The organism is Streptococcus mitis (assembly GCF_001281025.1).
GTDB lineage: Bacteria > Bacillota > Bacilli > Lactobacillales > Streptococcaceae > Streptococcus > Streptococcus mitis_AK.
Genome location: NZ_CP012646.1, coordinates 1,713,758 through 1,738,697, shown reverse-complemented (window position 1 = coordinate 1,738,697; position 24,940 = coordinate 1,713,758). Strand labels below are relative to the sequence as shown.

The 24,940-nt window shown below is 39.6% G+C and carries 24 protein-coding genes and 1 pseudogene; 16 read left to right on the top strand and 9 right to left on the bottom strand.

Going from position 1 to position 24,940, the window contains the following annotated elements:
* Nucleotides 1-78: 78 nt before the first annotated feature.
* Nucleotides 79-1,536 (bottom strand): N-acetylmuramoyl-L-alanine amidase, encoded by a 1,458-nt coding sequence (locus tag RN80_RS08540; RefSeq protein WP_060628632.1) that lies wholly within the window; start codon nt 1,534-1,536, stop codon nt 79-81.
* A gap of 324 nt (nt 1,537-1,860) precedes the next feature.
* Between RN80_RS08540 and RN80_RS08535 the strand changes: the two genes are divergently transcribed.
* Both RN80_RS08535 and dtd read left to right on the top strand, forming a co-directional pair.
* Nucleotides 1,861-4,083 carry a RelA/SpoT family protein gene (locus RN80_RS08535; protein ID WP_060628631.1) on the top strand — a complete coding sequence of 741 codons (2,223 nt, stop codon included), beginning with the start codon at nt 1,861-1,863 and terminating at the stop codon, nt 4,081-4,083.
* A gap of 29 nt (nt 4,084-4,112) precedes the next feature.
* The gene (gene dtd, locus RN80_RS08530; RefSeq protein ID WP_060628630.1) at nt 4,113-4,556 is read left to right on the top strand and encodes a D-aminoacyl-tRNA deacylase; all 444 of its coding nucleotides are present in this window, start codon (nt 4,113-4,115) and stop codon (nt 4,554-4,556) included.
* Nucleotides 4,557-4,594: 38 nt separating this feature from the next.
* On the opposite strand, the gene RN80_RS09825 is transcribed toward dtd, so the two are convergent.
* The 4 genes from RN80_RS09825 to RN80_RS08505 form a co-directional block, all read right to left on the bottom strand.
* Complete coding sequence (locus RN80_RS09825) at nt 4,595-5,008, bottom strand: hypothetical protein (protein WP_080998534.1); 414 nt, start codon at nt 5,006-5,008, stop codon at nt 4,595-4,597.
* A gap of 18 nt (nt 5,009-5,026) precedes the next feature.
* Nucleotides 5,027-5,440 carry a hypothetical protein gene (locus tag RN80_RS08520; RefSeq protein WP_020903268.1) on the bottom strand — a complete coding sequence of 138 codons (414 nt, stop codon included), beginning with the start codon at nt 5,438-5,440 and terminating at the stop codon, nt 5,027-5,029.
* Between the two features lie 129 nt (nt 5,441-5,569).
* Entirely contained in the window at nt 5,570-6,277 is a 708-nt protein-coding gene (locus RN80_RS08515) for a nicotinamide mononucleotide transporter (RefSeq protein WP_000749110.1), read from the bottom strand.
* Between the two features lie 119 nt (nt 6,278-6,396).
* Nucleotides 6,397-7,047 carry a metal-dependent transcriptional regulator gene (locus tag RN80_RS08505; protein ID WP_000188519.1) on the bottom strand — a complete coding sequence of 217 codons (651 nt, stop codon included), beginning with the start codon at nt 7,045-7,047 and terminating at the stop codon, nt 6,397-6,399.
* Between the two features lie 111 nt (nt 7,048-7,158).
* Between RN80_RS08505 and RN80_RS08500 the strand changes: the two genes are divergently transcribed.
* The 3 genes from RN80_RS08500 to RN80_RS08490 all read left to right on the top strand — a co-directional run bounded on the left by RN80_RS08500 (nt 7,159) and on the right by RN80_RS08490 (nt 9,602).
* Nucleotides 7,159-8,001: a metallophosphoesterase family protein gene (locus tag RN80_RS08500; RefSeq protein WP_060628629.1), complete on the top strand. Its 843-nt coding sequence runs from the start codon at nt 7,159-7,161 to the stop codon at nt 7,999-8,001.
* 75 nt (nt 8,002-8,076) lie between these two features.
* Complete coding sequence (locus RN80_RS08495; RefSeq protein ID WP_001166796.1) at nt 8,077-8,514, top strand: Rrf2 family transcriptional regulator; 438 nt, start codon at nt 8,077-8,079, stop codon at nt 8,512-8,514.
* A gap of 68 nt (nt 8,515-8,582) precedes the next feature.
* A complete protein-coding gene (locus tag RN80_RS08490) occupies nt 8,583-9,602 on the top strand; it encodes a YdcF family protein (protein ID WP_060628628.1) in 1,020 nt (339 codons plus the stop codon).
* An 88-nt stretch (nt 9,603-9,690) separates the two neighbouring features.
* Here RN80_RS08490 and RN80_RS08485 read toward each other — a convergent pair whose 3' ends face one another.
* Nucleotides 9,691-10,764 (bottom strand): DUF2974 domain-containing protein, encoded by a 1,074-nt coding sequence (locus RN80_RS08485; RefSeq protein ID WP_060628627.1) that lies wholly within the window; start codon nt 10,762-10,764, stop codon nt 9,691-9,693.
* Between the two features lie 155 nt (nt 10,765-10,919).
* Between RN80_RS08485 and RN80_RS08480 the strand changes: the two genes are divergently transcribed.
* The 8 genes from RN80_RS08480 (at nt 10,920) to RN80_RS08450 (ending at nt 18,883) form a co-directional block, all read left to right on the top strand.
* Nucleotides 10,920-11,597 (top strand): response regulator transcription factor, encoded by a 678-nt coding sequence (locus RN80_RS08480; RefSeq protein WP_000548990.1) that lies wholly within the window; start codon nt 10,920-10,922, stop codon nt 11,595-11,597.
* On the top strand, nt 11,590-12,564 hold the full coding sequence (locus RN80_RS08475) for a HAMP domain-containing histidine kinase (protein ID WP_060628626.1): 975 nt from the start codon (nt 11,590-11,592) through the stop codon (nt 12,562-12,564). The genes RN80_RS08480 and RN80_RS08475 overlap by 8 nt, the downstream gene beginning before the upstream one ends.
* A gap of 798 nt (nt 12,565-13,362) precedes the next feature.
* A complete protein-coding gene (locus RN80_RS08470) occupies nt 13,363-14,874 on the top strand; it encodes an ATP-binding cassette domain-containing protein (RefSeq protein ID WP_004242726.1) in 1,512 nt (503 codons plus the stop codon).
* 290 nt (nt 14,875-15,164) lie between these two features.
* On the top strand, nt 15,165-16,214 hold the full coding sequence (locus RN80_RS08465) for a DUF389 domain-containing protein (protein ID WP_060628625.1): 1,050 nt from the start codon (nt 15,165-15,167) through the stop codon (nt 16,212-16,214).
* A gap of 717 nt (nt 16,215-16,931) precedes the next feature.
* On the top strand, nt 16,932-17,234 hold the full coding sequence (locus tag RN80_RS09815) for a TMEM175 family protein (protein ID WP_080976003.1): 303 nt from the start codon (nt 16,932-16,934) through the stop codon (nt 17,232-17,234).
* Entirely contained in the window at nt 17,159-17,500 is a 342-nt protein-coding gene (locus RN80_RS08460; RefSeq protein ID WP_000397556.1) for a hypothetical protein, read from the top strand. The genes RN80_RS09815 and RN80_RS08460 overlap by 76 nt, the downstream gene beginning before the upstream one ends.
* A 13-nt stretch (nt 17,501-17,513) precedes the next feature.
* Nucleotides 17,514-17,837: a potassium channel family protein gene (locus RN80_RS08455; RefSeq protein ID WP_001253404.1), complete on the top strand. Its 324-nt coding sequence runs from the start codon at nt 17,514-17,516 to the stop codon at nt 17,835-17,837.
* On the top strand, nt 17,834-18,883 hold the full coding sequence (locus tag RN80_RS08450; protein ID WP_060628624.1) for a DUF389 domain-containing protein: 1,050 nt from the start codon (nt 17,834-17,836) through the stop codon (nt 18,881-18,883). Before RN80_RS08455 ends, RN80_RS08450 begins: the two co-directional genes overlap by 4 nt.
* A gap of 150 nt (nt 18,884-19,033) precedes the next feature.
* On the opposite strand, the gene thrS is transcribed toward RN80_RS08450, so the two are convergent.
* The 3 genes and pseudogenes from thrS to RN80_RS09990 all read right to left on the bottom strand — a co-directional run bounded on the left by thrS (nt 19,034) and on the right by RN80_RS09990 (nt 21,673).
* On the bottom strand, nt 19,034-20,977 hold the full coding sequence (gene thrS, locus RN80_RS08445; protein ID WP_060628623.1) for a threonine--tRNA ligase: 1,944 nt from the start codon (nt 20,975-20,977) through the stop codon (nt 19,034-19,036).
* Between the two features lie 40 nt (nt 20,978-21,017).
* Nucleotides 21,018-21,198 (bottom strand): annotated as a pseudogene (locus tag RN80_RS10260) (hypothetical protein).
* A gap of 100 nt (nt 21,199-21,298) precedes the next feature.
* The gene (locus RN80_RS09990) at nt 21,299-21,673 is read right to left on the bottom strand and encodes a hypothetical protein (protein WP_045611203.1); all 375 of its coding nucleotides are present in this window, start codon (nt 21,671-21,673) and stop codon (nt 21,299-21,301) included.
* A gap of 204 nt (nt 21,674-21,877) precedes the next feature.
* Here RN80_RS09990 and rpsO point away from each other — a divergent pair, with 204 nt between their 5' ends.
* The 3 genes from rpsO to RN80_RS08425 all read left to right on the top strand — a co-directional run bounded on the left by rpsO (nt 21,878) and on the right by RN80_RS08425 (nt 24,939).
* A complete protein-coding gene (gene rpsO, locus RN80_RS08435) occupies nt 21,878-22,147 on the top strand; it encodes a 30S ribosomal protein S15 (RefSeq protein WP_001018251.1) in 270 nt (89 codons plus the stop codon).
* An 867-nt stretch (nt 22,148-23,014) separates the two neighbouring features.
* Nucleotides 23,015-23,635: a CadD family cadmium resistance transporter gene (locus RN80_RS08430; RefSeq protein WP_060628622.1), complete on the top strand. Its 621-nt coding sequence runs from the start codon at nt 23,015-23,017 to the stop codon at nt 23,633-23,635.
* Nucleotides 23,636-23,892: 257 nt separating this feature from the next.
* Nucleotides 23,893-24,939 carry a FecCD family ABC transporter permease gene (locus RN80_RS08425; RefSeq protein ID WP_060628621.1) on the top strand — a complete coding sequence of 349 codons (1,047 nt, stop codon included), beginning with the start codon at nt 23,893-23,895 and terminating at the stop codon, nt 24,937-24,939.
* The last annotated feature ends 1 nt before the right edge of the window (nt 24,940 follow it).

Sequence of the window (24,940 nt, the reverse complement as noted above, 5' to 3'; positions counted from 1 at the left end):
AAGGAAATAGGTCTAGAAAGCAGAATACGGTTTGGATAAGAAAAATAAGCCTCGAGTTAGTTAGAGGCTTAAGCTGTTTTAATTACCAGCATAATATTTTTGGATTCCCTTGATAATCCCTTCAACTAGTTTATCTTGGTAGTCACTGCTGCGGATTTTTTGGTTTTCTTCTGGATTATCCATATATCCCATCTCCAGCAAAACAGCTGGTTTAGCTGTTTCACGGAGAACAGCAAAGGTTGCTTGCAAGAGCCCAGCATCCCTAGCTCCAGTTTCAGCTAGCAGTGAAGAATGGATATCAGCTGCGAGACGATTACTTTCACTCATCCGTTCAGGATTGTTGTGCCAATCCTTGTTAATCTTGCTAGGGAAACCAGGTTCATCCTTGTAAGAATAGGTCTGGATACCCAGATTAACGGTTGTATCATTCCCTTTTGCATTGAAATGAAGGCTGATGAAAAAGTCTGCATTGGTCTTGTTGACCATACGAGAACGCTCGGTAATAAAATCAACATCTATGTCACTGTCTCGAGAGGTGAGAACGGTATAGCCGAGTCCTTCTAGTCGTTTACGTAGCTTACGATAAACTTGTAGGTTCAATTCTTTTTCAGCTATGCCATAGTAATAAGCCCCGCGGTCCTTGCCACCGTGTCCTGGATCTAGAAAAATAGTTTTAGAGTAATGTCCTTTTTGAAAACCTTGTGCTAATTCACGAACCCATTTTCCATTCCCTTGGAAGAGCTGGTTTTTACCATCCACAGCATAGGTTCCTGTAACATACACACCATCGTCCTTAAGATAGTACCAAGCTTGATAGTCCGGGTCATAAATCCATTCCTTATGGGCCATGTAGCCACCAGATTTAAGATAGTAGGAACCAATCCATTGTTTTTGGGCATAGCGTCCGCCAGATTTTAGGTAAAACCAACTAGAGTAGCTTTGGTCGTAGACCCATTCCTTATCTGCCATAGCACCGCTGGATTTGAGGTAGTAATCGCCTTTCCAGACATTGGCCAACATTCTACCGTAGCCATCAAAAGCATACCACTTGCCATTGATTTGGCTCCATTGGTTGGATAAATATTTACCTGAACCATTGATATAGTACCAATTATTTCCCATTTGGTACCAAGTGTTTTCAAGCAAGTAGCCATGACTATCAAAGAGATAACCATCGTAGAGAGTATCGGTAAATTTGACCCCAGTTTGACTATAAAAAGTCCACTTGTTCCCCTCTTTTACCCAGCCAGTTTGTATAGGTTGATTAGGTTTGGTTTCCGTAGAAAGAGAAGGTTTGCTTTCTTGCTCACTTGAACTAGCTATACTTGACGAGTTTTCTGTACTAGCTTGAGAACTACTAGCAGAAGTATTTGTAGAACTGTTAGTAGAATGATTAGTGGAAGTATTTATTGAGCTACTAGTTGAACTAGTCATAGGGGCAGTAGTGGAATGACTCGTATCATCAGCTAAAACGACTTGGCTCGATAAGCCAAGAACAGCCAAGGCTAAAAGTGTCAGTCTTTTGTGTGATTTCATGTTGTTTGCCTTTCTAGAAAAATGAAAATTCAGTAATTATCGTAAAAAAAACTGTTCATATTACCATTATACACTAAAAAAATCAGAAAATTACCAAAATATCAAACCTTTTCTTATTTAAGAAGAAAAGATTTTCATTTCACTAACTTTTAGCGTAGCCTATATTTCAAAAAAGATAGATGAAATCAGATAATTTTATTATTTTAGTGTGAATCTTTTTTTATCCTCCTTCCCAACAACTTGAATAAGCTTTAGAATCCTCTTTTTCTAGTTTTCATATTCTTAAAAAAGTGATAAAATGGTAGGAAGAATTGGAGAGTAGAGATGCCAAAAGAAGTGAATTTAACAGGCGATGAAGTTGTCGCTTTAACACAGAAATATTTATCGGAAGAGGATGTGGCTTTTGTCCATAAGGCCTTGGTTTACGCCGTTGAATGCCATAGTGGTCAATATCGTAAATCAGGTGAACCTTATATCATTCACCCTATCCAAGTGGCAGGTATTTTAGCCAAACTCAAGCTGGATGCTGTAACGGTAGCTTGTGGTTTCTTGCATGACGTGGTAGAAGATACAGAAGCGACTCTGGATGATTTGGAAAGAGAGTTTGGTCCTGATGTGCGGGTAATCGTAGATGGGGTTACCAAGCTCGGTAAGGTAGAGTACAAATCGATCGAGGAGCAGTTGGCTGAAAATCATCGCAAGATGCTCATGGCCATGTCTGAGGACATCCGTGTTATCTTGGTAAAATTGTCAGACCGCTTGCATAATATGCGAACTCTGAAACATCTTCGAAAAGACAAGCAGGAGCGTATTTCCAAAGAAACCATGGAAATATATGCTCCTCTTGCCCATCGTTTGGGGATTTCTAGCGTCAAATGGGAACTGGAAGACCTATCTTTCCGTTATCTCAATCCAACGGAGTTTTATAAGATTACCCATATGATGAAGGAAAAGCGCAGAGAGCGTGAAGCCTTGGTGGATGAGGTAGTTACGAAACTAGAAGACTATACGACGGATCGTCACTTGAAAGGGAAGATTTACGGTCGTCCCAAGCATATTTACTCGATTTTCCGCAAAATGCAGGATAAGAGAAAACGGTTTGAGGAAATCTATGACCTGATTGCTATTCGTTGTATTTTAGATACCCAAAGTGATGTTTATGCCATGCTTGGTTATGTGCATGAACTTTGGAAACCAATGCCAGGTCGTTTCAAAGACTATATCGCTAACCGCAAGGCCAATGGTTATCAGTCTATCCATACGACTGTTTATGGACCAAAAGGGCCGATTGAATTCCAGATTCGGACCAAAGAAATGCACGAGGTGGCTGAGTACGGGGTTGCGGCTCACTGGGCTTATAAGAAAGGCATTAAGGGGCAGGTCAACAGCAAGGAATCAGCTATTGGGATGAACTGGATCAAGGAGATGATGGAGCTCCAAGACCAGGCTGATGATGCCAAGGAATTTGTGGACTCTGTGAAGGAAAACTATCTGGCTGAGGAGATTTATGTCTTTACCCCAGATGGTGCCGTCCGTTCCCTTCCCAAAGATTCAGGACCGATTGACTTTGCCTACGAAATCCATACAAAAGTCGGTGAAAAAGCGACAGGTGCCAAGGTCAATGGTCGTATGGTTCCGCTGACAACCAAGCTCAAGACAGGGGATCAGGTTGAAATTGTTACCAACCCGAACTCCTTTGGGCCAAGCCGTGATTGGCTCAATATGGTCAAGACCAGCAAGGCTCGCAACAAGATCCGTCAGTTCTTTAAAAACCAAGATAAGGAATTGTCTATCAACAAGGGTCGTGAGATGCTGATGGCACAGTTCCAAGAAAATGGCTATGTGGCCAATAAATTCATGGACAAGCGTCATATGGATCAAGTTCTGCAAAAGACTAGCTACAAGACAGAAGAATCCCTCTTTGCGGCTATTGGTTTTGGAGAAATCGGTGCGATTACTGTCTTTAATCGTCTGACTGAAAAGGAACGTCGTGAAGAAGAACGTGCCAAGGCCAAGGCTGAGGCAGAAGAACTTGTCAAGGGTGGCGAGGTTAAGGTTGAGAACAAAGAAACCCTCAAGGTTAAGCATGAGGGTGGAGTGGTCATTGAAGGTGCCTCAGGTCTCCTAGTGCGGATTGCCAAGTGTTGTAATCCTGTTCCTGGTGACGATATTGTTGGCTATATCACCAAGGGGCGTGGTGTGGCTATTCACCGTGTGGACTGTATGAACCTGCGTGCCCAAGAAAACTACGAGCAACGTCTCCTTGATGTGGAGTGGGAAGACCAGTATTCAAACTCAAATAAGGAGTATATGGCCCATATCGATATCTATGGTCTCAATCGTACAGGACTGTTGAACGATGTGCTGCAGGTTCTATCAAACACAACCAAGAATATCTCAACAGTCAACGCTCAACCAACCAAGGATATGAAGTTTGCTAATATCCATGTATCCTTCGGTATTGCCAACCTCTCTACACTGACTACGGTCGTGGACAAGATTAAGAGTGTGCCAGAAGTTTACTCTGTCAAACGGACCAATGGCTAATTGTCCGAGCTTCTACTAGAAAGGCTATTATGAAAATCATTATCCAACGGGTTAAAAAAGCCCAAGTCAGTATCGAAGGTCAGGTTCAGGGAAAAATCAATCAGGGACTCTTATTGCTGATTGGTGTTGGACCAGGGGACCAAGAGGAAGATTTGGATTATGCTGTGAGAAAACTGGTCAACATGCGTATTTTTTCAGACGTAGAAGGCAAGATGAACCTGTCTGTCAAAGATATTGAAGGAGAAATCCTCTCTATTTCTCAGTTTACCCTCTTTGCGGATACTAAGAAAGGCAATCGTCCAGCCTTTACAGGGGCAGCCAAACCTGATATGGCATCAGACTTCTATGATGCATTCAATCAAAAACTAGCGCAAGAAGTGCCCGTTCAGACAGGTATTTTTGGAGCGGATATGCAGGTTGAGCTGGTCAATGACGGACCAGTCACCATTATCCTTGATACTAAAAATAGATAAGAAAGACCAAGCCCAGCCGGCTTGGTTTTTCTTATCTATCATAAAATACTCCAAAATGAAATCAGTTCCTGATAGGCTTTTGGGAAGTCTCTTTTCAGGCTTTGGCTTATGCGATAGGAAGGGATGAGGTGTCCTAGGATGAGGAGAGTTCCCTGAAGGAAAAGTGGCATACCACTTAAAAACAGCAAGGAGAGAATGATCAGGCTATCCCATAGAAGGATTTGTAAGGTAAAACGCCAGAATCTCGGTCTAATCTGGGAATAGAGGTGACTAAAGTGGTCACAAAGTTGGTTGGAAAGATAGGTCAATAGCACAGGATGAAAGAAAATGAGCCAACCGCTATAAATCAACATCCAATCCCAAGTAAGCCCCTTTTTAAATGCCAAAAATGCCAGCATGATTCCATCAATGACAAGGAGTTGAATGGTTTTGATGAAGATGATTTTTTTCATGCCAAAACCTCCTTTTCCTTAGAGACACTCCCATAAAGTGATGTGTTTGTCGTAAAAGTCTGGATAGTTTTCTCTTAGGTGGTCAGTTGTCATATAATAAAAAGTAGAATGGCAAGCAGTGATGATTGGCATAAGAGATGAAAAACGATGAGAACTAACGAAGGCTAAAAGGACAAAAAATAGAAAGTCGCTGATGAGCACCCCTAAATAGTAGAAGCGAATCTTTTTATTGATTTGAGGATAAATCTCAGCGAATTGATGTTTGAGTCGGACAACCAAGCGAAATAACAGGAGTCCTTGAGTAAGGAGGAAAATAAAACCAGATAGCAAGAGCCACTCCAAAGATGTCTCGGGTCTTTTGTTAAAAAATGCGAATAGTAGCAAATCGATAACTGCAATTGCTGTAAAATGGATTCTAAAGAGATTTTTCATAAGATGACCTCCCTCTTTTATCTAACTTCATTCTACTCCAAAAGAATGGGAGTTACAAGTAAAATGATAAAAATAGCAGAAGGGAGATTCTCTTAAGTCGACTTGTTTTTTTATTTAAGTTTTCTTCTATTATCTTACTTCTTCATCATTCCAGACAAATAAAGCTCCGATTGCATTGAGGATATAAAAGATGTATTTTCCGATATTGGCAAAATTTCCTTGAATACCAGCTTTTGTCAGCTGAACGAAATTGTAAATCAACCAAAAGCCCCACTGAGTTGTTAGTTTCAATGCGTTAAAAGCATTGGCAATGAGGGACAGTGCAAAGGCAATAGTTGTTACGTAGGCAAGGAGATTCATCTTTCCTCCATAGCCGATATAGTTGGTCACAAAGGCAAAGAGGAAGGCGATGATGGAAATGATGATGGCCGCCAATTTTAGCTGTTTTTGGCTCATTTGGTTGGGTCTGCCTTCTTGCGAAGCTTCCCATTTCTTAATAGCAAAGGTATAAATGAGGAAGGTGACGGGATAGGTGATAATAGCCGCCTTATTTCCAAGGATATAATCAATAGCACCGGACAAAATGGTATTAACAATACCAAAGTAATTTCCCCATTTGCTTAATTTCCCCGTGAAACGAGTGGATAACATGGAAATCCCAACGTTGGTTACGGAAATCAATCCAAAGGGAACAAGAGCTGTCCATGGGCCCCAGTCTACGAATTTGTCGAGACGGGAGTTGAGGTAACCAGATGCAATCGCAATCCCAACGACCAGAGCAACTCCAAAGAGGTCAAACCATTTAGATGTAGCAAAAATTTTTAGTGATTTCTTCATATGTTAAACTATCTTTCTTGTTTTTTACAAACATTCTACAACTAAATGAAAGCAAAATCAAATGATAGAAATAAAACCCTGAAAATAAAACTTTCAGGGTTGGTAGGGGACTTGAGAAATTAGTTGATTTTCTCGACATAGAGTTGTGTTGCAATGTCCATATTCACTTGTAAATCCTCGTCTTTACTAAGGATAGTAAAGGTGTTGCTGAAGCCATCAAACTGCTTGACTTGGAGCGGATCACCGATGTGAAGTGAGTGCTTGTCCAGATAATTGAGAATGTCAAAACTATCGTGCACCCGAGTTAGACGGTAGGATCCACTCTCTTTGATATCAGCTAGTGGTAGGTTATTGATTTCAACTAAGAGTTCTCCCTTGGCAGGAATAGTTCCTCCGTGAGGGCAGGTCTTGGGGAATCCAAGTAATTTTTCTAGTCTCTCAACGAATAGCTCAGAGACAGTATGTTCCAAGACCTCAGCTTCTTCATGAATCTGGTCACTCGTATAGTCTAAATGATGAACTAGAAAAACTTCAATCAAGCGATGTTTACGGTAGAGCTCAGAGACCAGTTTGAGGCCGAGGTCAGTCAGTAGATAGCCACATTCCTTGTCCTTGAGGATGAGGTTTTCACTCTTCATCCGTTTAATCATTTCAGTTACGGCAGGGGGAGAGACTTGCATACGAGCCGCAATTTCCTTGTTGGTAATCTTATGCAAATCTATGCCAATTTCATAAATACATTTTAGATAGTCTTCTTTATTCGGGGTCATTCGCTTCCTCTTGTCTAATATCTCTATCTAGTATATCAAAAAAAGCTAGATTTCTCTAGCTGTGACTTTTTATGTTATACTTATTGCAAGAGAAAAAACGAGGAGATGGATATGACGAAAATAGCTCTTCTTTCAGATATTCATGGAAATACCACCGCCTTGGAGGCTGTTTTGGCAGATGCTCGGCAGCTAGGAGTGGATGAATACTGGCTTTTGGGAGACATTCTCATGCCAGGAACAGGGCGTAGAAGGATTTTGGACTTGTTGGCTGAACTACCGACTACGGCTAGAGTTTTGGGAAACTGGGAAGATAGTCTGTGGCATGGTGTCCGAAAGGAATTGGATAGTACTCGTCCCAGTCAACGCTATCTCTTGCGCCAGTGCCAGTATGTTTTAGAGGAAATTTCCCTAGAAGAAATTGAACTGCTCCACAATCAACCTCTCCAGCTTCATCGTCAGTTTGGGGATTTGACGGTGGGAATTAGCCACCATCTGCCTGATAAGAATTGGGGTCGAGAGTTGATTCATACTGGAGCGCAAGAGGATTTTGACCGCTTGGTGACCAATCCACCTTGTGATATTGCTGTTTATGGTCATATTCACCAGCAGTTGCTTCGTTACGGGACTGGTGGGCAATTGATTGTCAATCCAGGTTCGATTGGGCAACCTTTCTTTCTAGATGCCCAATTGCGGAAGGACTTGCGGGCCCAGTATATGGTTTTGGAGTTGGATGACAAGGGCTTGGTAGATATGGACTTCCGACGGGTGGACTACGATGTGGCAGCTGAATTGCAGTTGGCTAAAGACCTCAAACTTCCCTATTTTGAGGTTTATTATGAAAGTCTGGTCAATGGTATCCACCATACCCACAATCAGGAATTTTTGAGAAAATTAGCCCAGAAAGAGGGCTACGATAGGGAGTTAGATGCCTGGTTGAAAAGTGGTAATGATTGACATTACAACTAAAAAGGGTATAATAATAGAAAAAGAAGAGTAGAGGCAGAGTAGCCTCGTAAAAAGGAGAAGAGGATGCAAATTCCAAGTAGATTTACCATTGCGACTCATATGCTGATAATCATTGCCCTCAAGGGGAAGGAAAGCAAGGTGACCAGTGATTTTCTGGCTGCTAGTGTCGGGGTCAATCCTGTCATTATCAGAAAAACCTTGTCCCAGTTGAAGAAGGCAGAGCTGATTTCAGTCGCGCGCGGAACAGGTGGGACAGAGATTGTCAAGGATCTCAAAGACATTAGTCTATTAGATGTTTATCAAGCGGTTGAGTGTCTTGGAAAGACTGGTCAACTCTTCAGTTTTCATGACAACCCAAATCCAAATTGCCCAGTTGGAGCTCATATTCATGATGTTTTGGATCAAAAATTGGAGAGAATCCAGCTGGCTATGGAGGCTGAACTTGGTCAGACCAGTCTAGAACAAGTTGTGGCCGATGCAGAGAGTCAAATGAAGGAGTAAGAGGGATAGATGCCCTCTTTTTCTCTATGTAAAATTGTGATAAAATAGAATCATTAAAGGAGGAAGAAATGTATCTCGTTATAGGAATTGTATTAGCATTTATAGTGTCATTTTGGAAGGATAATAGAAGTTTGTGGAATCCAGTATTATTCTTATTATCCCTCATTTCCAGTTATTTTTATCTAGGCTACCTTTTTTATCAAAATGGGTATGAGAAGATTCATTTCGCTTTTTTTATATTTCCCTTTATTTTACTTCCTTTTTTGCTTTTTCTAAGTGGCATCTTTCTAATCTATAATGGGGTCATTTTGTTGAAGCGAGAGGGACGTTCAAAGGCTAATTATCTCTCCATGCTCCTTGGAATAGTCATTTTGCTATTTTTTGCTTTGATGTCATTTCGATTGGGAGGACGACATGAATTATTTTACACCAATCACTTTCTAAATATTTTATTTGCATTTATTGCTTATTCTTACTTTATTTTTGGTTTTGCTTTTGTGGCTTTTATTCTGTACTCTATCTTGTATCTCTTTATTCCTAAGAAGAAGCATTATGATTTTATTATCATTCATGGTGCAGGTTTGTTAGACGGAGAAAAGGTAACACCTTTGCTGAAGAGGAGAATTGATAAGGCAGTGGAAGCTTATCACAAGTCTAAGAATCCTCATATCAAAATCATTGCCAGTGGTGGTCAAGGAGGAGATGAGAAGATTTCTGAAGCGCAGGCCATTACAAACTATCTGCTTGAAGAGACCGATGTTCCCCAAGATGGGATTATCCTGGAGGACCAATCAAGGACTACCTACGAGAACCTTCTCCTTTCTAAGGAACTTGGTGAGGAACTGGTAGCCAAACCTCAATTCCTCTTTGTTACAAATGACTATCATGTTTTTCGTACCAGTACCTATGCGCGTAAGTTAAATATGAAGGGAGATGGCCTCGGATGTAGGACGGCAGGCTACTACATACCATCTGCTTTTATTCGGGAGTACGTAGCGCTCTGTGTCAAGATGAAATGGCTCTTCCTTGCCTTGTATGTCCTGCTGTTAGTTATCATTTTGTTAGCCTATAAAGGGGTTATTTGGTAGTTAGATTTTATTAAAAAAGACTTAGAATGCACATGAAAGTCTGTGTTCTAGGTCTTTTGTTTTATATACATTTGATTTTTGAAAGCTACTATCTATTTTTCCAAGCTTGGTAACGGGTATCAATTAATAATTGGGTAAGACGTCCCATAGTTTCCCTTTCTTCTTGGGTGAGGGATTGCGCTTGGACAAAGAGATGACGAATGTGTTCGATAGCCTTTAAGGAAGCCAAGTCATTGATAGAGGTGATACCAGCATCAAGAATACTGCCAAAGAAGAGGTCGAAATAGAGCTGGAGTTCCTCATCAGGGACTGTGGCCACCCATTCTTTGAAGGTTGTGTCAACTTGTTGGCTATCACTGTTGGTTTTATCCAGTTGGACGAAGTGCTTGTCCTCAATCTGCCAACTAAAGGTATCGTGCTGGGCGATACCACCTAAGGCAGTACTGTACACGATGATTTGGTGGGCCGGAATTTCCAACATCATACCGATGATGGAACCTTGTGGAATGAAGACCTTGGTTTTATCCATTATCCTTTGATAGCCCTCGGTTTGTGTCAATTCTGTGTGGAGACCAGGTGCATCAAAGGTATAAACTGTTGTGATTTGATTTTGCAAGCTTTGCTCAATTTGGCTAGCTGCATAAATGGCTAGATTTCCTCCCTTGGAATGCCCAGCCAGAATGACTTTTTTCTTCGGATGTTGGGCAAAAAAGTTCTTTAAATAGCGGAGGGCATGCTTTTGAGCAGGAATTTCCTTCATATAGGTTAGGTGAAAATCTTCCTTCCAGCCAATGATACTGTCATCTGTCCCACGAAAGACAATCAGATAGGTATCGAGAGTGAGGCGGTATGTCATAGCAGCAAATTGCTTTTGCAGTTCAGGGTCGATGTCGTTGATAAAATGGGAGAGTTTGCAATTTTTGAAGCGTTTGTGTTGAGCTAGCTCATCTAATAGCTGGAGGCGATTTTTGCTGGTCAACATGTTAGATTCTCTTGGGACCTGAGGAGCCAGGTCCAAAAGTCGCTGAGGACTTGTGGAGACCAGATTATCAAAGGAGAGGTAGGTGATTTCTGTTAAGGCTAGAATGTCTAACTCATTCAAAGGTAAGTCGTAAAAGGAATCGTATGTGACATCTTTCAGATAGTCAAAAATATTGGCCATAAGAGCTCCTTTCTTTTTATTTATCTTATCAAATTTCCCTCAAATTAGCTAGTAGGATTGTCTTGCTTTGTTGGCTAAAAACAAACTATTTCAAATTCAGTTTCAGACCTTCGAGCATGGAAAAATCTGTTATAATAATAGAAAAGGAGAAGCGCATGCACAAGATTTTATTAGTAGAAGATGATCAGGTCATTCGTCAACAGGTCGGGAAAATGCTCTCTGAATGGGGATTTGAAGTGGTTCTGGTAGAAGACTTTATGGAAGTGTTGAGTCTATTTGTCCAGTCGGAGCCTCATCTAGTCCTCATGGATATTGGTTTGCCCTTGTTTAATGGCTATCACTGGTGTCAGGAAATCCGCAAGATTTCCAAGGTACCTATCATGTTTCTGTCTTCGAGAGACCAGGCTATGGATATTGTCATGGCAATCAATATGGGGGCGGATGACTTTGTGACCAAGCCTTTTGACCAGCAGGTTCTTTTAGCCAAGGTTCAGGGCTTGTTGCGTCGTTCCTATGAGTTTGGGCGTGACGAGAGTTTACTGGAATATGCTGGTGTTATCCTCAATACCAAATCCATGGATTTACATTATCAAGGGCAAGTCTTGAATTTGACCAAGAACGAATTCCAGATTTTACGCGTGTTGTTTGAACACGCAGGAAATATTGTAGCGCGTGATGACCTGATGCGGGAACTTTGGAATAGTGACTTTTTCATTGATGATAATACCCTCTCTGTGAATGTGGCTCGTTTGCGTAAAAAGTTGGAAGAGCAGGGATTGATAGGATTTATCGAGACCAAGAAAGGGATAGGGTACGGACTGAAGCATGCTTGATTGGAAACAATTTTTTCTAGCCTATCTGCGCTCCCGTAGTCGTCTGTTTGTCTATCTGCTTTCTTTGACGTTTCTGGTTTTGCTCTTTCAGTTTTTATTTGCCAGTTTGGGAATTTACTTTCTCTATTTTTTCCTGCTGTGTTGCTTTGTAACCATCTTATTTTTCACTTGGGATATATTGGCGGAGATGCAGGTCTATCGTCAGGAACTTCTCTATGGTGATAGGGAAGCCAAGTCTCCTTTGGAAAGCGTTTTGGCTGAGAAATTAGAAGCGCGTGAGATGGAACTCTATCAGCAGAGGTCAGATTCAGAAAGAAAACTGACGGATTTGCTGGATTACTATACCTTGTGGGTCCATCAGATTAAGACCCCCATTGCAGCCAGTCAACTCTTAGTTGCAGAAGTAGCCGACCGCCAACTGAAGCAGCAATTAGAACAGGAAATTTTCAAGATTGACTCCTATACCAATCTAGTTTTACAATACCTGCGTTTAGAAAGTTTTCATGATGATTTGGTCTTAAAGCAGGTTCAAATTGAGGATTTGGTCAAGGAAATAATTCGTAAATATGCTCTTTTCTTTATTCAAAAAGGCCTAAATGTCAATCTACATGACCTTGATAAAGAAATCGTGACGGATAAAAAGTGGCTGCTAGTGGTTATTGAGCAAATCATCTCAAACAGTCTCAAGTACACCAAGGAAGGTGGTCTGGAGATTTATATGGAGGGGCAAGAGCTTTGTATCAAGGATACGGGAATCGGGATAAAAAACAGTGATGTCCTCCGAGTCTTTGAACGTGGCTTCTCAGGATATAATGGACGCCTAACTCAGCAGTCATCTGGACTTGGCCTCTATCTATCTAAGAAAATTTCTGAAGAACTGGGGCACCAGATTCGTATCGAGTCTGAGGTTGGAAAAGGAACGATAGTGCGGATTCAGTTTGCTCAAGTAAAGTTAGTCCTTGAGTGAGAAGAGACAATGAGTTTTTACCCAATCTCTTTTTGCTATATTTCAGGATATTTGAAGACTGTTTTTTACAAAACCAATAATAGAATTTTTAATACGGAATATAGTATAAATACTGGTTCAAAGTGAAGTTTTGTATGCTTTATACTTTTGTTGAGTATAAAATCTATAAACTATGGGTGAATTACAAAAATTAATTTGAGATGAAGTGAATTGTAGACTTGGGAAATGTCTCCTATTCGATTTCAGAATGAATCGTTGATACAGGATTAAAAGAACTGCAGCTTTCTTTTTATTTTGAATGAGATAGGTATATATAGATTTGTGTAACTGGTGTAGAACTGTTTCCAAGAATTTATTGAATGTATCGAATACACACATCCTATTGATTTTGAACCAGTTTTTAATTTCTAAATGTTATAATAGTTTTATCAAGTAAAAGGAGACTACCATGATTGGAGACAATATAAAATTCTTACGAAAATCACATAATCTGATATAACCAGAATTTTCACGGATTGTGGGTGTGTCACGAAATAGCCTAAATCGTTAGAAAAACTGAAAAAGCTTACTTTCAATAGAAGTGTTGGAAATATTCATTTTACATCTATCAAAGAAACATGGGATAGACCTATATTTTACAAAATAGCAAATTATATTTTGAATGATAGTAAAAACTGCAGAACTTGTGTGATTTACAATTATTGCACTAAATGTCTGAGTATCGCACTATCTGAAATAAGGAATAGTAGAGATTGTTCTGAGATATGTAAAAAAACGCATTAGCAAGGAGTATCGTATATGCTACCATATCTTAAAACTATTAGATGGTATCTCTTCTTTAATTTTCTTTTTGGTGTAGTATCGAATATCTGCACAGCTTTGTTACCGTATTTCACGCAGGCATTAATCAAAGGGGATTATCAAGTAGCTCTATATGGTTACTCTATGTCAGTGGCAGGCTATTTGAGTTGTAACTATATCCAAATGATACTTGATTGGAAGCAGGGGATTATCTTTTCGACTACTTTGAAAAATGAGTGGTTTCGTTCACTTCTGGGACTCAGTCACCACGATTTCAAGCAGAAAACAGTAGCAGAGTATATTTCCTATCAATCTAATGACCTAGATTCGTTGGAAAAGGATTACCTTCCTCCATTGATGAGTTTTATCAAACAAATTTTACGTATCATCATTTACGCTTTCATTATTAGCAGAACAATTAATCCTATTGTATCACTGATTTTAATCTTTTCTACTGGAATTAGTATTCAAATTCCTAAAATCGTTGGGAAGTTGACCGCTAATCGTAGACAGGTTTACTTGAAAAAACAAGGAGATTACTATCGAACTTTGGAGGATTTGCTCATGGGACATCATTTGGTAAATAAACTAACTATGTCGCATTTTTTGAATCAACAAAAGAGCTCTCTAAAGAATTTGCAGGATAAGTATTTTAAGTATGGTTTGACAAAAATTACAGGCATCTTATTGACAGGTGTTTCTTTTGAATTCATTAGTCTTGTTCTGTTTATTTATTTAGCCTACTCTTTATCTCACCAGCAACTCGGTATTCCTGAGGTGGTGGCGAGTTTCGGATATATTAATGCTTTTTCTGAACCAATACAGGAAATCCTTTATGATTTACAAATGTTAGAGTCCGTAAAGCCTGTAATCAAGAGTTTTCAAAACATTGTTGGGAGACCCGTTTCAGTTCAAGCACCTCAACATTCTTTTGATACGATTACTTTGAAAAACATTTCCAAACAACTGGGAGAATCAAAATTGATAATTACTTCCGCTACGATTCAAAAAGGGGATAAAATTGCGCTTATTGGTAAGAATGGGTCTGGAAAAAGTAGTCTTCTCAACATTTTAAATGGAACAGATGAAGATTTTGAAGGACAAATTGTGCTAGATGGGCTTGTTTTGGACCATCTTTGGGGAAGATTCGGTATGATTCTGCAACAAGAACATACATTTATTTCAAGTTATGAAAATAATGTAACGCTATTCAATAGTTTCAATGAAAAATTCAGAGAAGAAGATTTTGAAAAAATTCCACCACAATCCCTGTCAGGTGGTCAGCAACAACGAATGTATTTAAATCGTGAGAAAAATCGTAAAAATCCATTGCTTATCCTAGACGAACCTTTCTCTGCATTGGATACTAATCAGTTTAAAATGGAATTGGAAAGAGTTCTGGAACTACCAAGTGCCGTCATTGTTACTTTACATCGCCAAAACGAATTATTAAGTAAGTTTGACCAAGTTTGGGAAATTAAGAATGGAGAACTTGTAATTTTGAAATAGCTAAATTATAAAGAATAAAACGCATAGTATCAAGGTTCAGGAGATATCGTTTTTCTTTTTCGGATAAGGATACAAAAATTTCTTCCTTTCTCTATCTTTTAAATGAATTGATTTCTTCAGAGAAAGATTGTAAATTTTTTGATATAATATGTAGGATGGACTGATGGATATTTAAATGATAATGTTCAAAAGAATCACAGGTAAGAATTAAAAACATGTCAGTTTGGACAGAACTCTCTCTACCATCATCCATGCAGAAACAAGATTATATGAAATAAAAGGAGTAACCAATGTCCGGAAACTATTCAACACGGGAATACCGTGAGAAATTATACGATGACCTTCATGTTCGATTGAGAGATACAGCGATTTTGATGTGTGCAATTTTTATTGCCTCTATCGGTCTAAATATGAATTCAACAGCTGTTATTATTGGAGCCATGTTAATTTCACCTCTCATGACACCGATTGTTGGACTGGGATTCGGTTTAGCTATTTTTGATACGCGTTTAATCAAGCAATCTCTAGAGGTTTTATTGACTCAAGTGTTGGTCAGTTTGCTTGTCTCGACTCTGTATTTCTGGATTTCTCCCTTGTCTTATGCAAGTAGCGAGTTGATCGCACGAACCTCTCCAACCATTTGGGATGTTCTCATTGCTATTGCTGGTGGGATTGCTGGTGTGATCGGTTCAAGGAAAAAAGAAGCAAACAATATCGTGCCAGGAGTAGCCATTGCTACAGCTTTGATGCCGCCTATCTGTACTGCTGGCTATGGTTTAGCTAATGGGAATGTACGATTTTTATTGGGGGCTCTCTATCTTTTCTTGATCAACTGTGTCTTTATCATGCTAGCCAACATTGTTGGAACAAGAATTTTGATGAGAAAATCTCCTTTAACTTCATTTAAAGAGCTGAGCATTAAAATGAGAATTGGCTTGATTTCTTTGATTGTATTGTTGATTCTTCCAGCTAGCTATTCGGCAGTTACTCTGACAATAGAACAAGCGCGCAAAGAAGGGATCAAACAGTTTGTAGGAAAAGAGTTCGCCAATTATACGGTTATTAATCAAGTCTACAAGTCAAGGGACAATGAATTGGTCTTGACGGTTGTTGGAGATCCGATTTCAGAAGAAGAATTAGAAACACTCCACCAAAAACAAGCCTCTTACGGTATTCAATCTGTTCAATTGAAAGTGAATCAAGTTCAGAACTCGCCAACATTAGATAGTGAAGCGACCAAGGAATTTTATGAAAACATTGACAAGTATATTGATCAAAAACTCTCTGAAAAAGATTCACAAAACGATCTCGTAAAAGAAAATGAAGCAGACAAGGATTGAGGACAATGAACTGAATCGGTTTTTACGCCGTGTTTTTCTTGTATCTTCCTCTTTCTTACTTATAGCAGGTTGTTTTTGCTTGAATAAGAAATAAATTAGAAGTTCTATCATCTAAGAAAAATGATGAAAAAAATCATTTAACTAATGGTGTGAACGTTTAGTGTTTATCAGCTCCATTCTCTGTAATTTTGGGGGTAAAATCCACACCATTTAGATAAAATTAGTTGAATTTGATTGGAAAAACGCTTTTATAAAAGCGGAGAAAAGTCTTGATATTACGCTGTTTTTAGTCCAACTGAAATTCATACTTTCCAAACCAGGCTTGAAAAAAGCTCGTAAAGCATCACAATTTAGTAAACGTTAAAACTTATTTAAACTTATTGAAAGCATTTCGTATCAAAAATACGGGATGCTTTTTCTGTTCACCCCAAATTTTTGTAACTAGGTGATACTTGAAATTAATACAAATTTGGTTGTTTTTGATAAATCTAAGCAACACTAAATGATGAAGTGAAAGGGGATGAATCTTTGATAGTATTCATTTATTGTGAAATATGATATACTTATTAATTAGATGGATGAATACTTCTAGAGTTAAATATAGCATAATAGGGACAGACTTTTTGGTTTATTTTTGTTTGTAGTCGGATTATGAAAGAATATCCAATATTATGCGATAAGATAGAATGTTACAAAAAAGAAAGGGGATGCAATCCGATGAAGAAAGACAGATTAATTGTATTGACAGATGCTGTTCTAGCAATTATTATGACCATCTTGATTTTAGAGTTAGAAAAACCAACAACACCAAGTCTTAAAGCTTTTTGGGATTTACGGCAAAATTTCTTTGCTTGTTTTCTTTCCTTTTTCTGGTTGGGATCGTTATGGATGGCACTAAACACATTATGGGAAAAGGTTGAGAAAATTTCCTCAGAAATTATTTGGTGGAATTTGTTTCTACTCTTGGAGCGGCAGGAGTTCTCTTTGGAGAATTTCATGCCATCCAAGATACCAGTCTGAATGATGTGGTGGACCGGATCTATATAAATGTCAAGGATTTACCGTTTCAGTCCTTGGGAGCTTTAGCTAATATCCTGTCTGATGTTAAGAAGGGACTGATTCAAGACAGTCATATCTGGTCTTTCTTCCAGTCATTTTTCAAACAATATCAGTTGATAATCAGCTTAAATCAGATCTATCAGTTTGTCTATCTTTCTCTGATGGAGATCATGTCCTATCTTCACTTTGATTATTGGAAAAAACGGCTCGGTCAGGAGCTAGTATGAATAAGGAGAACAAATGAGACGTTTAAAAATGTTATGGCATATTATACAGGTTACGGGTTTTACTCGGTTTGCTCTGAGTTTTGTGACCTTTGTTTTTGGGTCAGGAGGCGTGCTTTTCCTAGTTGAACCTGCTATCACAAATTACGGAGACGGTCTTTGGTATGCTTTTGTGACTTCGACGACTGTCGGCTACGGGGATCTCCTAGCTGTGACCTTGATTGGAAGGATTACCAGTGTCTTCTTGACGATTTATGGGCTCATATTTTTTGGCTGTTTATCAGCTGTTATTATTAATTATTATACCGATTTAAATAAGGAAAGAGGAGAGGACAAATGACTGCCAATTATTCAACACGGGAATACCGTGAGAAATTATACGATGACCTTCATGTTCGATTGAGAGATACAGCGATTTTGATGTGTGCAATTTTTATTGCCTCTATCGGTCTAAATATGAATTCAACAGCTGTTATTATTGGAGCCATGTTAATTTCACCTCTCATGACACCGATTGTTGGACTGGGATTCGGTTTAGCTATTTTTGATACGCGTTTAATCAAGCAATCTCTAGAGGTTTTATTGACTCAAGTGTTGGTCAGTTTGCTTGTCTCGACTCTGTATTTCTGGATTTCTCCCTTGTCTTATGCAAGTAGCGAGTTGATCGCACGAACCTCTCCAACCATTTGGGATGTTCTCATTGCTATTGCTGGTGGGATTGCTGGTGTGATCGGTTCAAGGAAAAAAGAAGCAAACAATATCGTGCCAGGAGTAGCCATTGCTACAGCTTTGATGCCGCCTATCTGTACTGCTGGCTATGGTTTAGCTAATGGGAATGTACGATTTTTATTGGGGGCTCTCTATCTTTTCTTGATCAACTGTGTCTTTATCATGCTAGCCAACATTGTTGGAACAAGAATTTTGATGAGAAAATCTCCTTTAACTTCATTTAAAGAGCTGAGCATTAAAATGAGAATTGGCTTGATTTCTTTGATTGTATTGTTGATTCTTCCAGCTAGCTATTCGGCAGTTACTCTGACAATAGAACAAGCGCGCAAAGAAGGGATCAAACAGTTTGTAGGAAAAGAGTTCGCCAATTATACGGTTATTAATCAAGTCTACAAGTCAAGTAACAATGAATTGGTCTTGACGGTTGTTGGAGATCCAATTTCAGAAGAAGAATTAGAAACCATTCGTCAAAAACAAGCCTCTTACGGTATTCAATCTGTTCAATTGAAAGTCAAGCAATTCCATAATTCGGCAAAATTAGATAGTGAGGCGACCAAGGAATTTTACGAAAACATTGACAAGTATATCGAACAAAAACTCTCTGAAAAAGATTTACAAAACGATCGCGCAAAAGAAAATGAAGCAGACAAGGATTGAGGATATTGACCTTATCCAACTCATGAAAGCAAATCTTGTTTGGTGGTTTGACCAATCACTACTAGCTCAGGTTAAATAAAATATAAAAAGCAACAGCTGAAATAGTTGTTGCTTTTTAGGTATCTAGGATTTTATCCCAGATTTTATCTCTTATTTCTCAACGCGTGATTTGTTGGCGATATCAGCTAGGATAGCTTGAACAAAATCATCTACTGAGACAGTTTGTGTTTCTTTTTGGCCGTAGCGACGAACGTTGACTGTTCCGTCTTCCATTTCCTTGTCCCCAACGATCAATTGGTAAGGAATCTTGCTGGTTTGTGAAGCACGGATCTTGAACTGCATTTTTTCATTGCGCTCATCTACATCTGCACGGACACCGCGGTCACGGAGTTTCTTAGCCACTTCCCATGCGTAGTCCACGTGTTTCTCGTTAGATACTGGGATGAGGGTTACTTGGTGTGGTGCAAGCCATGTTGGGAAGGCACCCTTGTAGTTCTCAATCAAGATAGCTGTGAAGCGTTCCATAGTTGAGATAACTCCACGGTGGATCATAACTGGACGGTGCTCTTCGCCATCAGCTCCGATATATTTAAGGTCGAAGCGTTCTGGAAGCAAGAAGTCAAGTTGGATAGTAGAAAGAGTTTCTTCTTTTCCAAGAGCGGTCTTAACTTGAATATCCAATTTTGGTCCATAAAAGGCTGCTTCACCTTCGGCTTCAAAGTAGTCCACGCCCATTTCATCAAGAGCTGCACGAAGCATGGTTTGAGCATTTTCCCACATCTCATCGTTATCAAAGTACTTATGAGTATCTTGAGGGTCACGAAGAGAGAGGCGGAAGCGGTATTCAGTCAAGTTGAAGTCTTCATAAACATCGATAATCAACTGAAGGGCACGCTGGAATTCTTCTTGGATTTGTTCCGGAGTCACAAAGAGGTGACCGTCGTTAAGAGACATTTCACGTACACGTTGAAGACCAGTAAGGGAACCAGATTTTTCGTAGCGGTGCATCATACCGATTTCAGCGATACGGATTGGCAACTCACGGTAAGAGTGAACATGGTGTTTGAAGACTTGGATGTGGTGTGGACAGTTCATTGGACGAAGGACAAATTCTTCCCCGTCACCCATGTCCATAGTTGGGAACATGTCTTCTTGGTAATGATCCCAGTGACCAGAAGTCTTGTAAAGCTCAACTGAAGCAAGTGGTGGAGTGTAAACGTGTTGGTAGCCAGAAGCCAACTCTTTGTCTACGATGTAGCGTTCCAACTCACGACGAATAGTCGCACCATTTGGCAACCAGAATGGAAGCCCTTGACCAACCTCTTGAGAAATCATGAAGAGGTCAAGCTCTTTACCAAGTTTACGGTGGTCACGTTCCTTAGCTTCTTCACGCATTTGAAGGTAGTTTTTCAAGTCTTTCTTGTCAAACCAAGCTGTACCATAGATACGTTGCATCATAGCGTTGTCGCTATTTCCACGCCAGTAAGCACCTGCTACATGGAGAAGGTGGAAGATTTGGATGCAGCCTGTTGAAGGGACGTGTGGGCCACGGCAAAGGTCTACATATTCACCCTGACGGTAGATGGTCAAACCACCTTCGTCTTCTGAGTGTTCTTCAATCAATTCCAACTTGTAAGGGTCGTTCTTGAAGATTTCACGAGCCTCGTCTTTAGTCACTTCTTCACGAATTGATGGGAAGTTTTCTTTGACGATTTTTTGCATTTCTTCTTCGATACGAGGAAGGTCTTCGTTAGAGATTTGACCAGCAGTGTTATCAGTATCGTAGTAGAAGCCGTCTTCGATTGCTGGACCAACACCCAAGTGAATGTCTGGGAAAAGACGACGAGCTGCTTGGGCAAACAAGTGAGCGGCTGAGTGACGCAAGATTGGAAGGGCATCTTCGTGGTCAGGTGTCACAATTTCGATGCTTCCATCTTCAGTGATAGCACGAGTAGTGTCGATGAGTTTGCCGTTAAATTTACCAGCAAGAGCTTTTTTAGCTAGGGAATTGCTGATAGATTGGGCAATTTCAAAAGTTGTAACGCCGGATTCGAATTCACGAACAGCGCCGTCTGGGAAAGTAATGTTAATCATGATGTTCTCCTTACTTATATTATTGACGAATGTGTTAACCCTATTCTGAAAACAGGGACAGAGGATTGTGAAAGCTAGAAAAACAAAAAGCGACATCCTCAAAAGGACGTCGCAACGTGGTTCCACCTTCATTTATGTTCCTCAAAAAAGAGGGACACCTCTGATTGGCTCTAACGTGGCCACCGTTTTATGTTTTCATAAAAACTCAAGAGTAGTATCAGTTTAGGCTTTCTATGCGTTTCCAGCAACCACGCACTCTCTAGTAGAAAGGGACTAAGTGACTTGTCTCTATGGATTATTATAGCATGATTGTGAGATTTTTCAAGGATTTTGTGAAAGTTTTTTGTTTTTCATTTTTTGTAGAATATGCTTGATACCAATACCGGAAGCCATGCCCACCAGAGCAAAGGTTTCATAGGCTAAAAAGTAGAACCAGATAAATTCACCAAAGGTTATGATAGTAAAGCAAAAGAGCAGTCCGTTACCAATTAACCACCAAAGTGAAAAACGGAAACGGTAGCTATAAAGTAGCGATACAATCAAGATTACCAGAGGTGTATAGAAGAGAATATTATTTACGTAGAGACTCTTGAGCAAAAGGGGGTCAGAAATGATTAGTGATAACAACTCATAAAGTGGCCAATAAAAGAAGAATATGACCAGATAGTAGGGGAGATGGAAATAGAATCTACGCATGATAATCACCTCGTTTTAAAAAACAGATAACTTAGATTTCTTGCTATGATTATTATAGCATCTTTAAAACAAGAAAGTAAATCTGTTGACAAAGAAGTTAGTTATTGGTAGAATAGGGATTGTCGTAAAGACAAATAACTTCTTCTTGGTTACAGGCATGCCAACCTGTCACTCGGATGAAGCCAAATAAAAAGGAGAAACATCATGGCAATCTCAAAAGAGAAAAAAAATGAAATCATCGCACAATATGCACGTCACGAAGGTGATACAGGTTCAGTAGAGGTTCAAGTTGCTGTCCTTACTTGGGAAATCAACCACCTTAACGAACACATCAAACAACACAAAAAAGACCACGCTACTTACCGTGGATTGATGAAAAAAATCGGTCGCCGTCGTAACTTGCTTGCATACTTGCGTAAAAACGACGTTAACCGTTACCGTGAGTTGATCAACTCTCTAGGACTTCGTCGCTAATTCAAGATACAAAGGCCGTCAAAAGCACAAAGCAAAAATAGGAAAATTGACGAAGAAACTTCAGTTTCTAGGAGATTTTATCTTTTTTGCCAAGTGCTTAGGCCGTGTTCAATTGAGCATATCTTGATAATGAAGCTACTCTAAATTGGGTAGCTTTTTTGTATGGATTTTAGACAGAGCTCAAGTTAGCTCTCTGATTTTCAGAGGGCTTTTTACGTTGTTACCTTACCTCGATATACTCAAGTATTATCTTCGGTTACGGTTCCTAGCACTGTAAGGTAAAATAAACCAGAATGATCTCCCTTCGGGGAGATTTTTTTGTTTCACTAAAAATTTTGTACAATCTTCGGCTTACCGCCTAGTCTATAAACGTTTTATCCAGCAAGAATCATGATGCTAAGGGCGTAAAAAATCCGTATGAAAATAGGGAAATGACACCGTGTTCGATGAACACAAGGAGTTTCATCTTTTTCACTAGGATTTTAGCCCGAGCTCAAATTAGCTCTCTGACCTCAGAGGGCTTTTTCATTAAGGTTTTATCGGTCACAATTTTGGAGACTACAAAAACCTCAAATGGTATCAGCTAATTACACCATAAGGGTGCGTAGCTACTCGGCTTGAAATGCCGAGTAGCTGTCTGCAAGCTCCTTCGGAGAGCCCACACTTTACGAAGTAAAGTATAGTATGTTATACTCTACATGGAAGTAGTCACTGAATTCCAGTTAGAAATTACTTTGTAACTACGTTTTGAGGAGGAGTAAAATGCTTTCCTATGTTCGACATTACCCACTAGCGATAGCTAAATTAATGTGTCTGTGCTCTCCTAAAATCTGCTGATTTATTACTGACCAATACAGGAGGTTTTTTATGGGACAGACAATCATATCTGCTATTGGTGTTTATATTTCCACCAGTATCGATTATTTAATTATTTTATTTATTTTATTTGCACAGCTATCACAGAATAAACAAAAATGGCATATTTATGCGGGGCAATATCTAGGCACAGGCTTACTTGTAGGGGCGAGTTTAGTTGCTGCTTATGTCGTTAATTTTGTGCCTGAAGAATGGATGGTTGGATTGCTTGGTTTAATCCCTATCTATTTAGGGATTCGCTTTGCAATTGTTGGAGAAGGTGAGGAAGAAGAGGAAGAAGAGGAAGAAATTATTGAAAGATTAGAACAAAGCAAGGCAAATCAACTGTTTTGGACAGTTACATTGCTAACAATTGCGTCTGGCGGAGATAATTTAGGTATCTATATACCTTATTTTGCTTCGTTAGATTGGTCACAGACCCTCGTGGCCTTGCTTGTGTTTGTAATCGGCATAATTATCTTATGCGAGATTAGTCGGGTGTTATCCTCTATTCCGTTAATATTCGAGACAATTGAAAAATACGAGCGAATCATTGTGCCCTTAGTATTCATTGTACTTGGACTATACATCATGTATGAAAATGGCACGATAGAGACTTTTCTGATCGTGTAGATTTTTTTGTTTCACTAGGATTTTAGCCCGAGTTCAAATTAGCTCTCTGACTTCAGAGGGCTTTTTGCGTAGGCACCTTACCTCGATATACTCAAGTATTATCTTTGGTTACGGTTCCTAGCACTGTATGGAAAAACCAACCATAATTTTTCTGATTTTAATTGTATTTTTTCCATAGCTTGTTACACAGTTGAAAATATGGTATACTTTTCATGAGAATTTTCTAAATTTTTAATATTCTATCAAAGGAGGTTTGCATGCTTTCCAAATTTTCTGGAAGCCGACAAGACCAGCAATTTCTGTTACTTTTAGTTATTTTGCTAGGTATTTTAGGGATTTCTCTCTTTCTAGCAGTTTCAATGGGATCTGTTGCGATTGATCTAGGAGCTACCTATCGGATTATTTTGAGCAGGTTGGGATTTCCTCTTGAGATAGGAGAGGTTTCCAAGTCTACTCTTGCCATTGTATGGAACATGAGATTCCCTCGAGTATTGTTAGGTCTGATAGTGGGGGCTGGTCTTTCTATGTGTGGTAGCGTGATGCAGTCTACAGTGAACAATCCCATCGCAGAGCCTTATGTCTTAGGAATATCTGCGGGTGCAACTCTAGGGGCAACCTTGAGCATCATTCTTGGTTTAAAAGTGATGATTAGCCTTGGAGCTTTTCTTGGAGCTATTTTGGCAACCATTGCTGTCCTCATCATTGCCTCTATGCAGGGAAGGATGACGACTTCTAGTCTGATTTTATCAGGAACCGTGGTCAATGCTCTCTTTCTGGCTTTTTCAAACTTTATTATCTCAGTTGGAGCTAATGCGGATAGTGTGATGACCATTAAGTTTTGGACCATGGGCTCGCTCGCTGGGACTTCCTGGGCAGACTTGGTCCTGCCAACTATAGTAGTAGGAATGGCCTTTCTATTTTTCTCTACCCAGTATCGTGTTTTTAATGCGATGATGATGGGAGATGAGGCTGCTTTAACTTTGGGAATTCCCTTACGCTTTTATTGGTATCTTTATGTGACCATGGTGGCTGTGCTGACAGCAGTCTTAGTGGCAACCTGTGGGATTATTGGATTTGTCGGTCTGATTACTCCACATTTAGCTCGAGGGTTAGTAGGAACGAATTATAAGAGGCTTTTTCCTGTTGCAACCTTGCTAGGTGCCCTCTTTGTCATCTGGGCAGACGTACTCTCTCGTATCATCATTCCAAACGCAGAGCTTCCTATTGGTATTTTCACAGCCTTAGTAGGTGCTCCCTTCTTTATCTACATTGTTGGAGGTAGGCGAAGGGAGGTGAGGAGCTGAT

Excerpts from the sequence above, each read along its gene's own strand:
- RN80_RS08455 (WP_001253404.1), top strand. The coding sequence starts at position 17,514 with ATGAGACGTTTAAAAATGTTATGGCATATTATACAGGTTACGGGTTTT.
- thrS (WP_060628623.1), bottom strand. The coding sequence starts at position 20,977 with ATGATTAACATTACTTTCCCAGACGGCGCTGTTCGTGAATTCGAATCC.
- RN80_RS08450 (WP_060628624.1), top strand. The coding sequence starts at position 17,834 with ATGACTGCCAATTATTCAACACGGGAATACCGTGAGAAATTATACGAT.
- RN80_RS09815 (WP_080976003.1), top strand. The coding sequence starts at position 16,932 with ATGAAGAAAGACAGATTAATTGTATTGACAGATGCTGTTCTAGCAATT.
- RN80_RS08520 (WP_020903268.1), bottom strand. The coding sequence starts at position 5,440 with ATGAAAAATCTCTTTAGAATCCATTTTACAGCAATTGCAGTTATCGAT.
- RN80_RS08540 (WP_060628632.1), bottom strand. The coding sequence starts at position 1,536 with ATGAAATCACACAAAAGACTGACACTTTTAGCCTTGGCTGTTCTTGGC.
- RN80_RS08480 (WP_000548990.1), top strand. The coding sequence starts at position 10,920 with ATGCACAAGATTTTATTAGTAGAAGATGATCAGGTCATTCGTCAACAG.
- RN80_RS08495 (WP_001166796.1), top strand. The coding sequence starts at position 8,077 with ATGCAAATTCCAAGTAGATTTACCATTGCGACTCATATGCTGATAATC.
- RN80_RS09825 (WP_080998534.1), bottom strand. The coding sequence starts at position 5,008 with ATGAAAAAAATCATCTTCATCAAAACCATTCAACTCCTTGTCATTGAT.
- RN80_RS09990 (WP_045611203.1), bottom strand. The coding sequence starts at position 21,673 with ATGCGTAGATTCTATTTCCATCTCCCCTACTATCTGGTCATATTCTTC.
- RN80_RS08430 (WP_060628622.1), top strand. The coding sequence starts at position 23,015 with ATGGGACAGACAATCATATCTGCTATTGGTGTTTATATTTCCACCAGT.
- RN80_RS08500 (WP_060628629.1), top strand. The coding sequence starts at position 7,159 with ATGACGAAAATAGCTCTTCTTTCAGATATTCATGGAAATACCACCGCC.
- rpsO (WP_001018251.1), top strand. The coding sequence starts at position 21,878 with ATGGCAATCTCAAAAGAGAAAAAAAATGAAATCATCGCACAATATGCA.
- RN80_RS08470 (WP_004242726.1), top strand. The coding sequence starts at position 13,363 with ATGCTACCATATCTTAAAACTATTAGATGGTATCTCTTCTTTAATTTT.
- RN80_RS08515 (WP_000749110.1), bottom strand. The coding sequence starts at position 6,277 with ATGAAGAAATCACTAAAAATTTTTGCTACATCTAAATGGTTTGACCTC.
- RN80_RS08485 (WP_060628627.1), bottom strand. The coding sequence starts at position 10,764 with ATGGCCAATATTTTTGACTATCTGAAAGATGTCACATACGATTCCTTT.
- RN80_RS08505 (WP_000188519.1), bottom strand. The coding sequence starts at position 7,047 with ATGACCCCGAATAAAGAAGACTATCTAAAATGTATTTATGAAATTGGC.
- RN80_RS08425 (WP_060628621.1), top strand. The coding sequence starts at position 23,893 with ATGCTTTCCAAATTTTCTGGAAGCCGACAAGACCAGCAATTTCTGTTA.
- RN80_RS08475 (WP_060628626.1), top strand. The coding sequence starts at position 11,590 with ATGCTTGATTGGAAACAATTTTTTCTAGCCTATCTGCGCTCCCGTAGT.
- RN80_RS08465 (WP_060628625.1), top strand. The coding sequence starts at position 15,165 with ATGTCCGGAAACTATTCAACACGGGAATACCGTGAGAAATTATACGAT.
- dtd (WP_060628630.1), top strand. The coding sequence starts at position 4,113 with ATGAAAATCATTATCCAACGGGTTAAAAAAGCCCAAGTCAGTATCGAA.
- RN80_RS08535 (WP_060628631.1), top strand. The coding sequence starts at position 1,861 with ATGCCAAAAGAAGTGAATTTAACAGGCGATGAAGTTGTCGCTTTAACA.
- RN80_RS08490 (WP_060628628.1), top strand. The coding sequence starts at position 8,583 with ATGTATCTCGTTATAGGAATTGTATTAGCATTTATAGTGTCATTTTGG.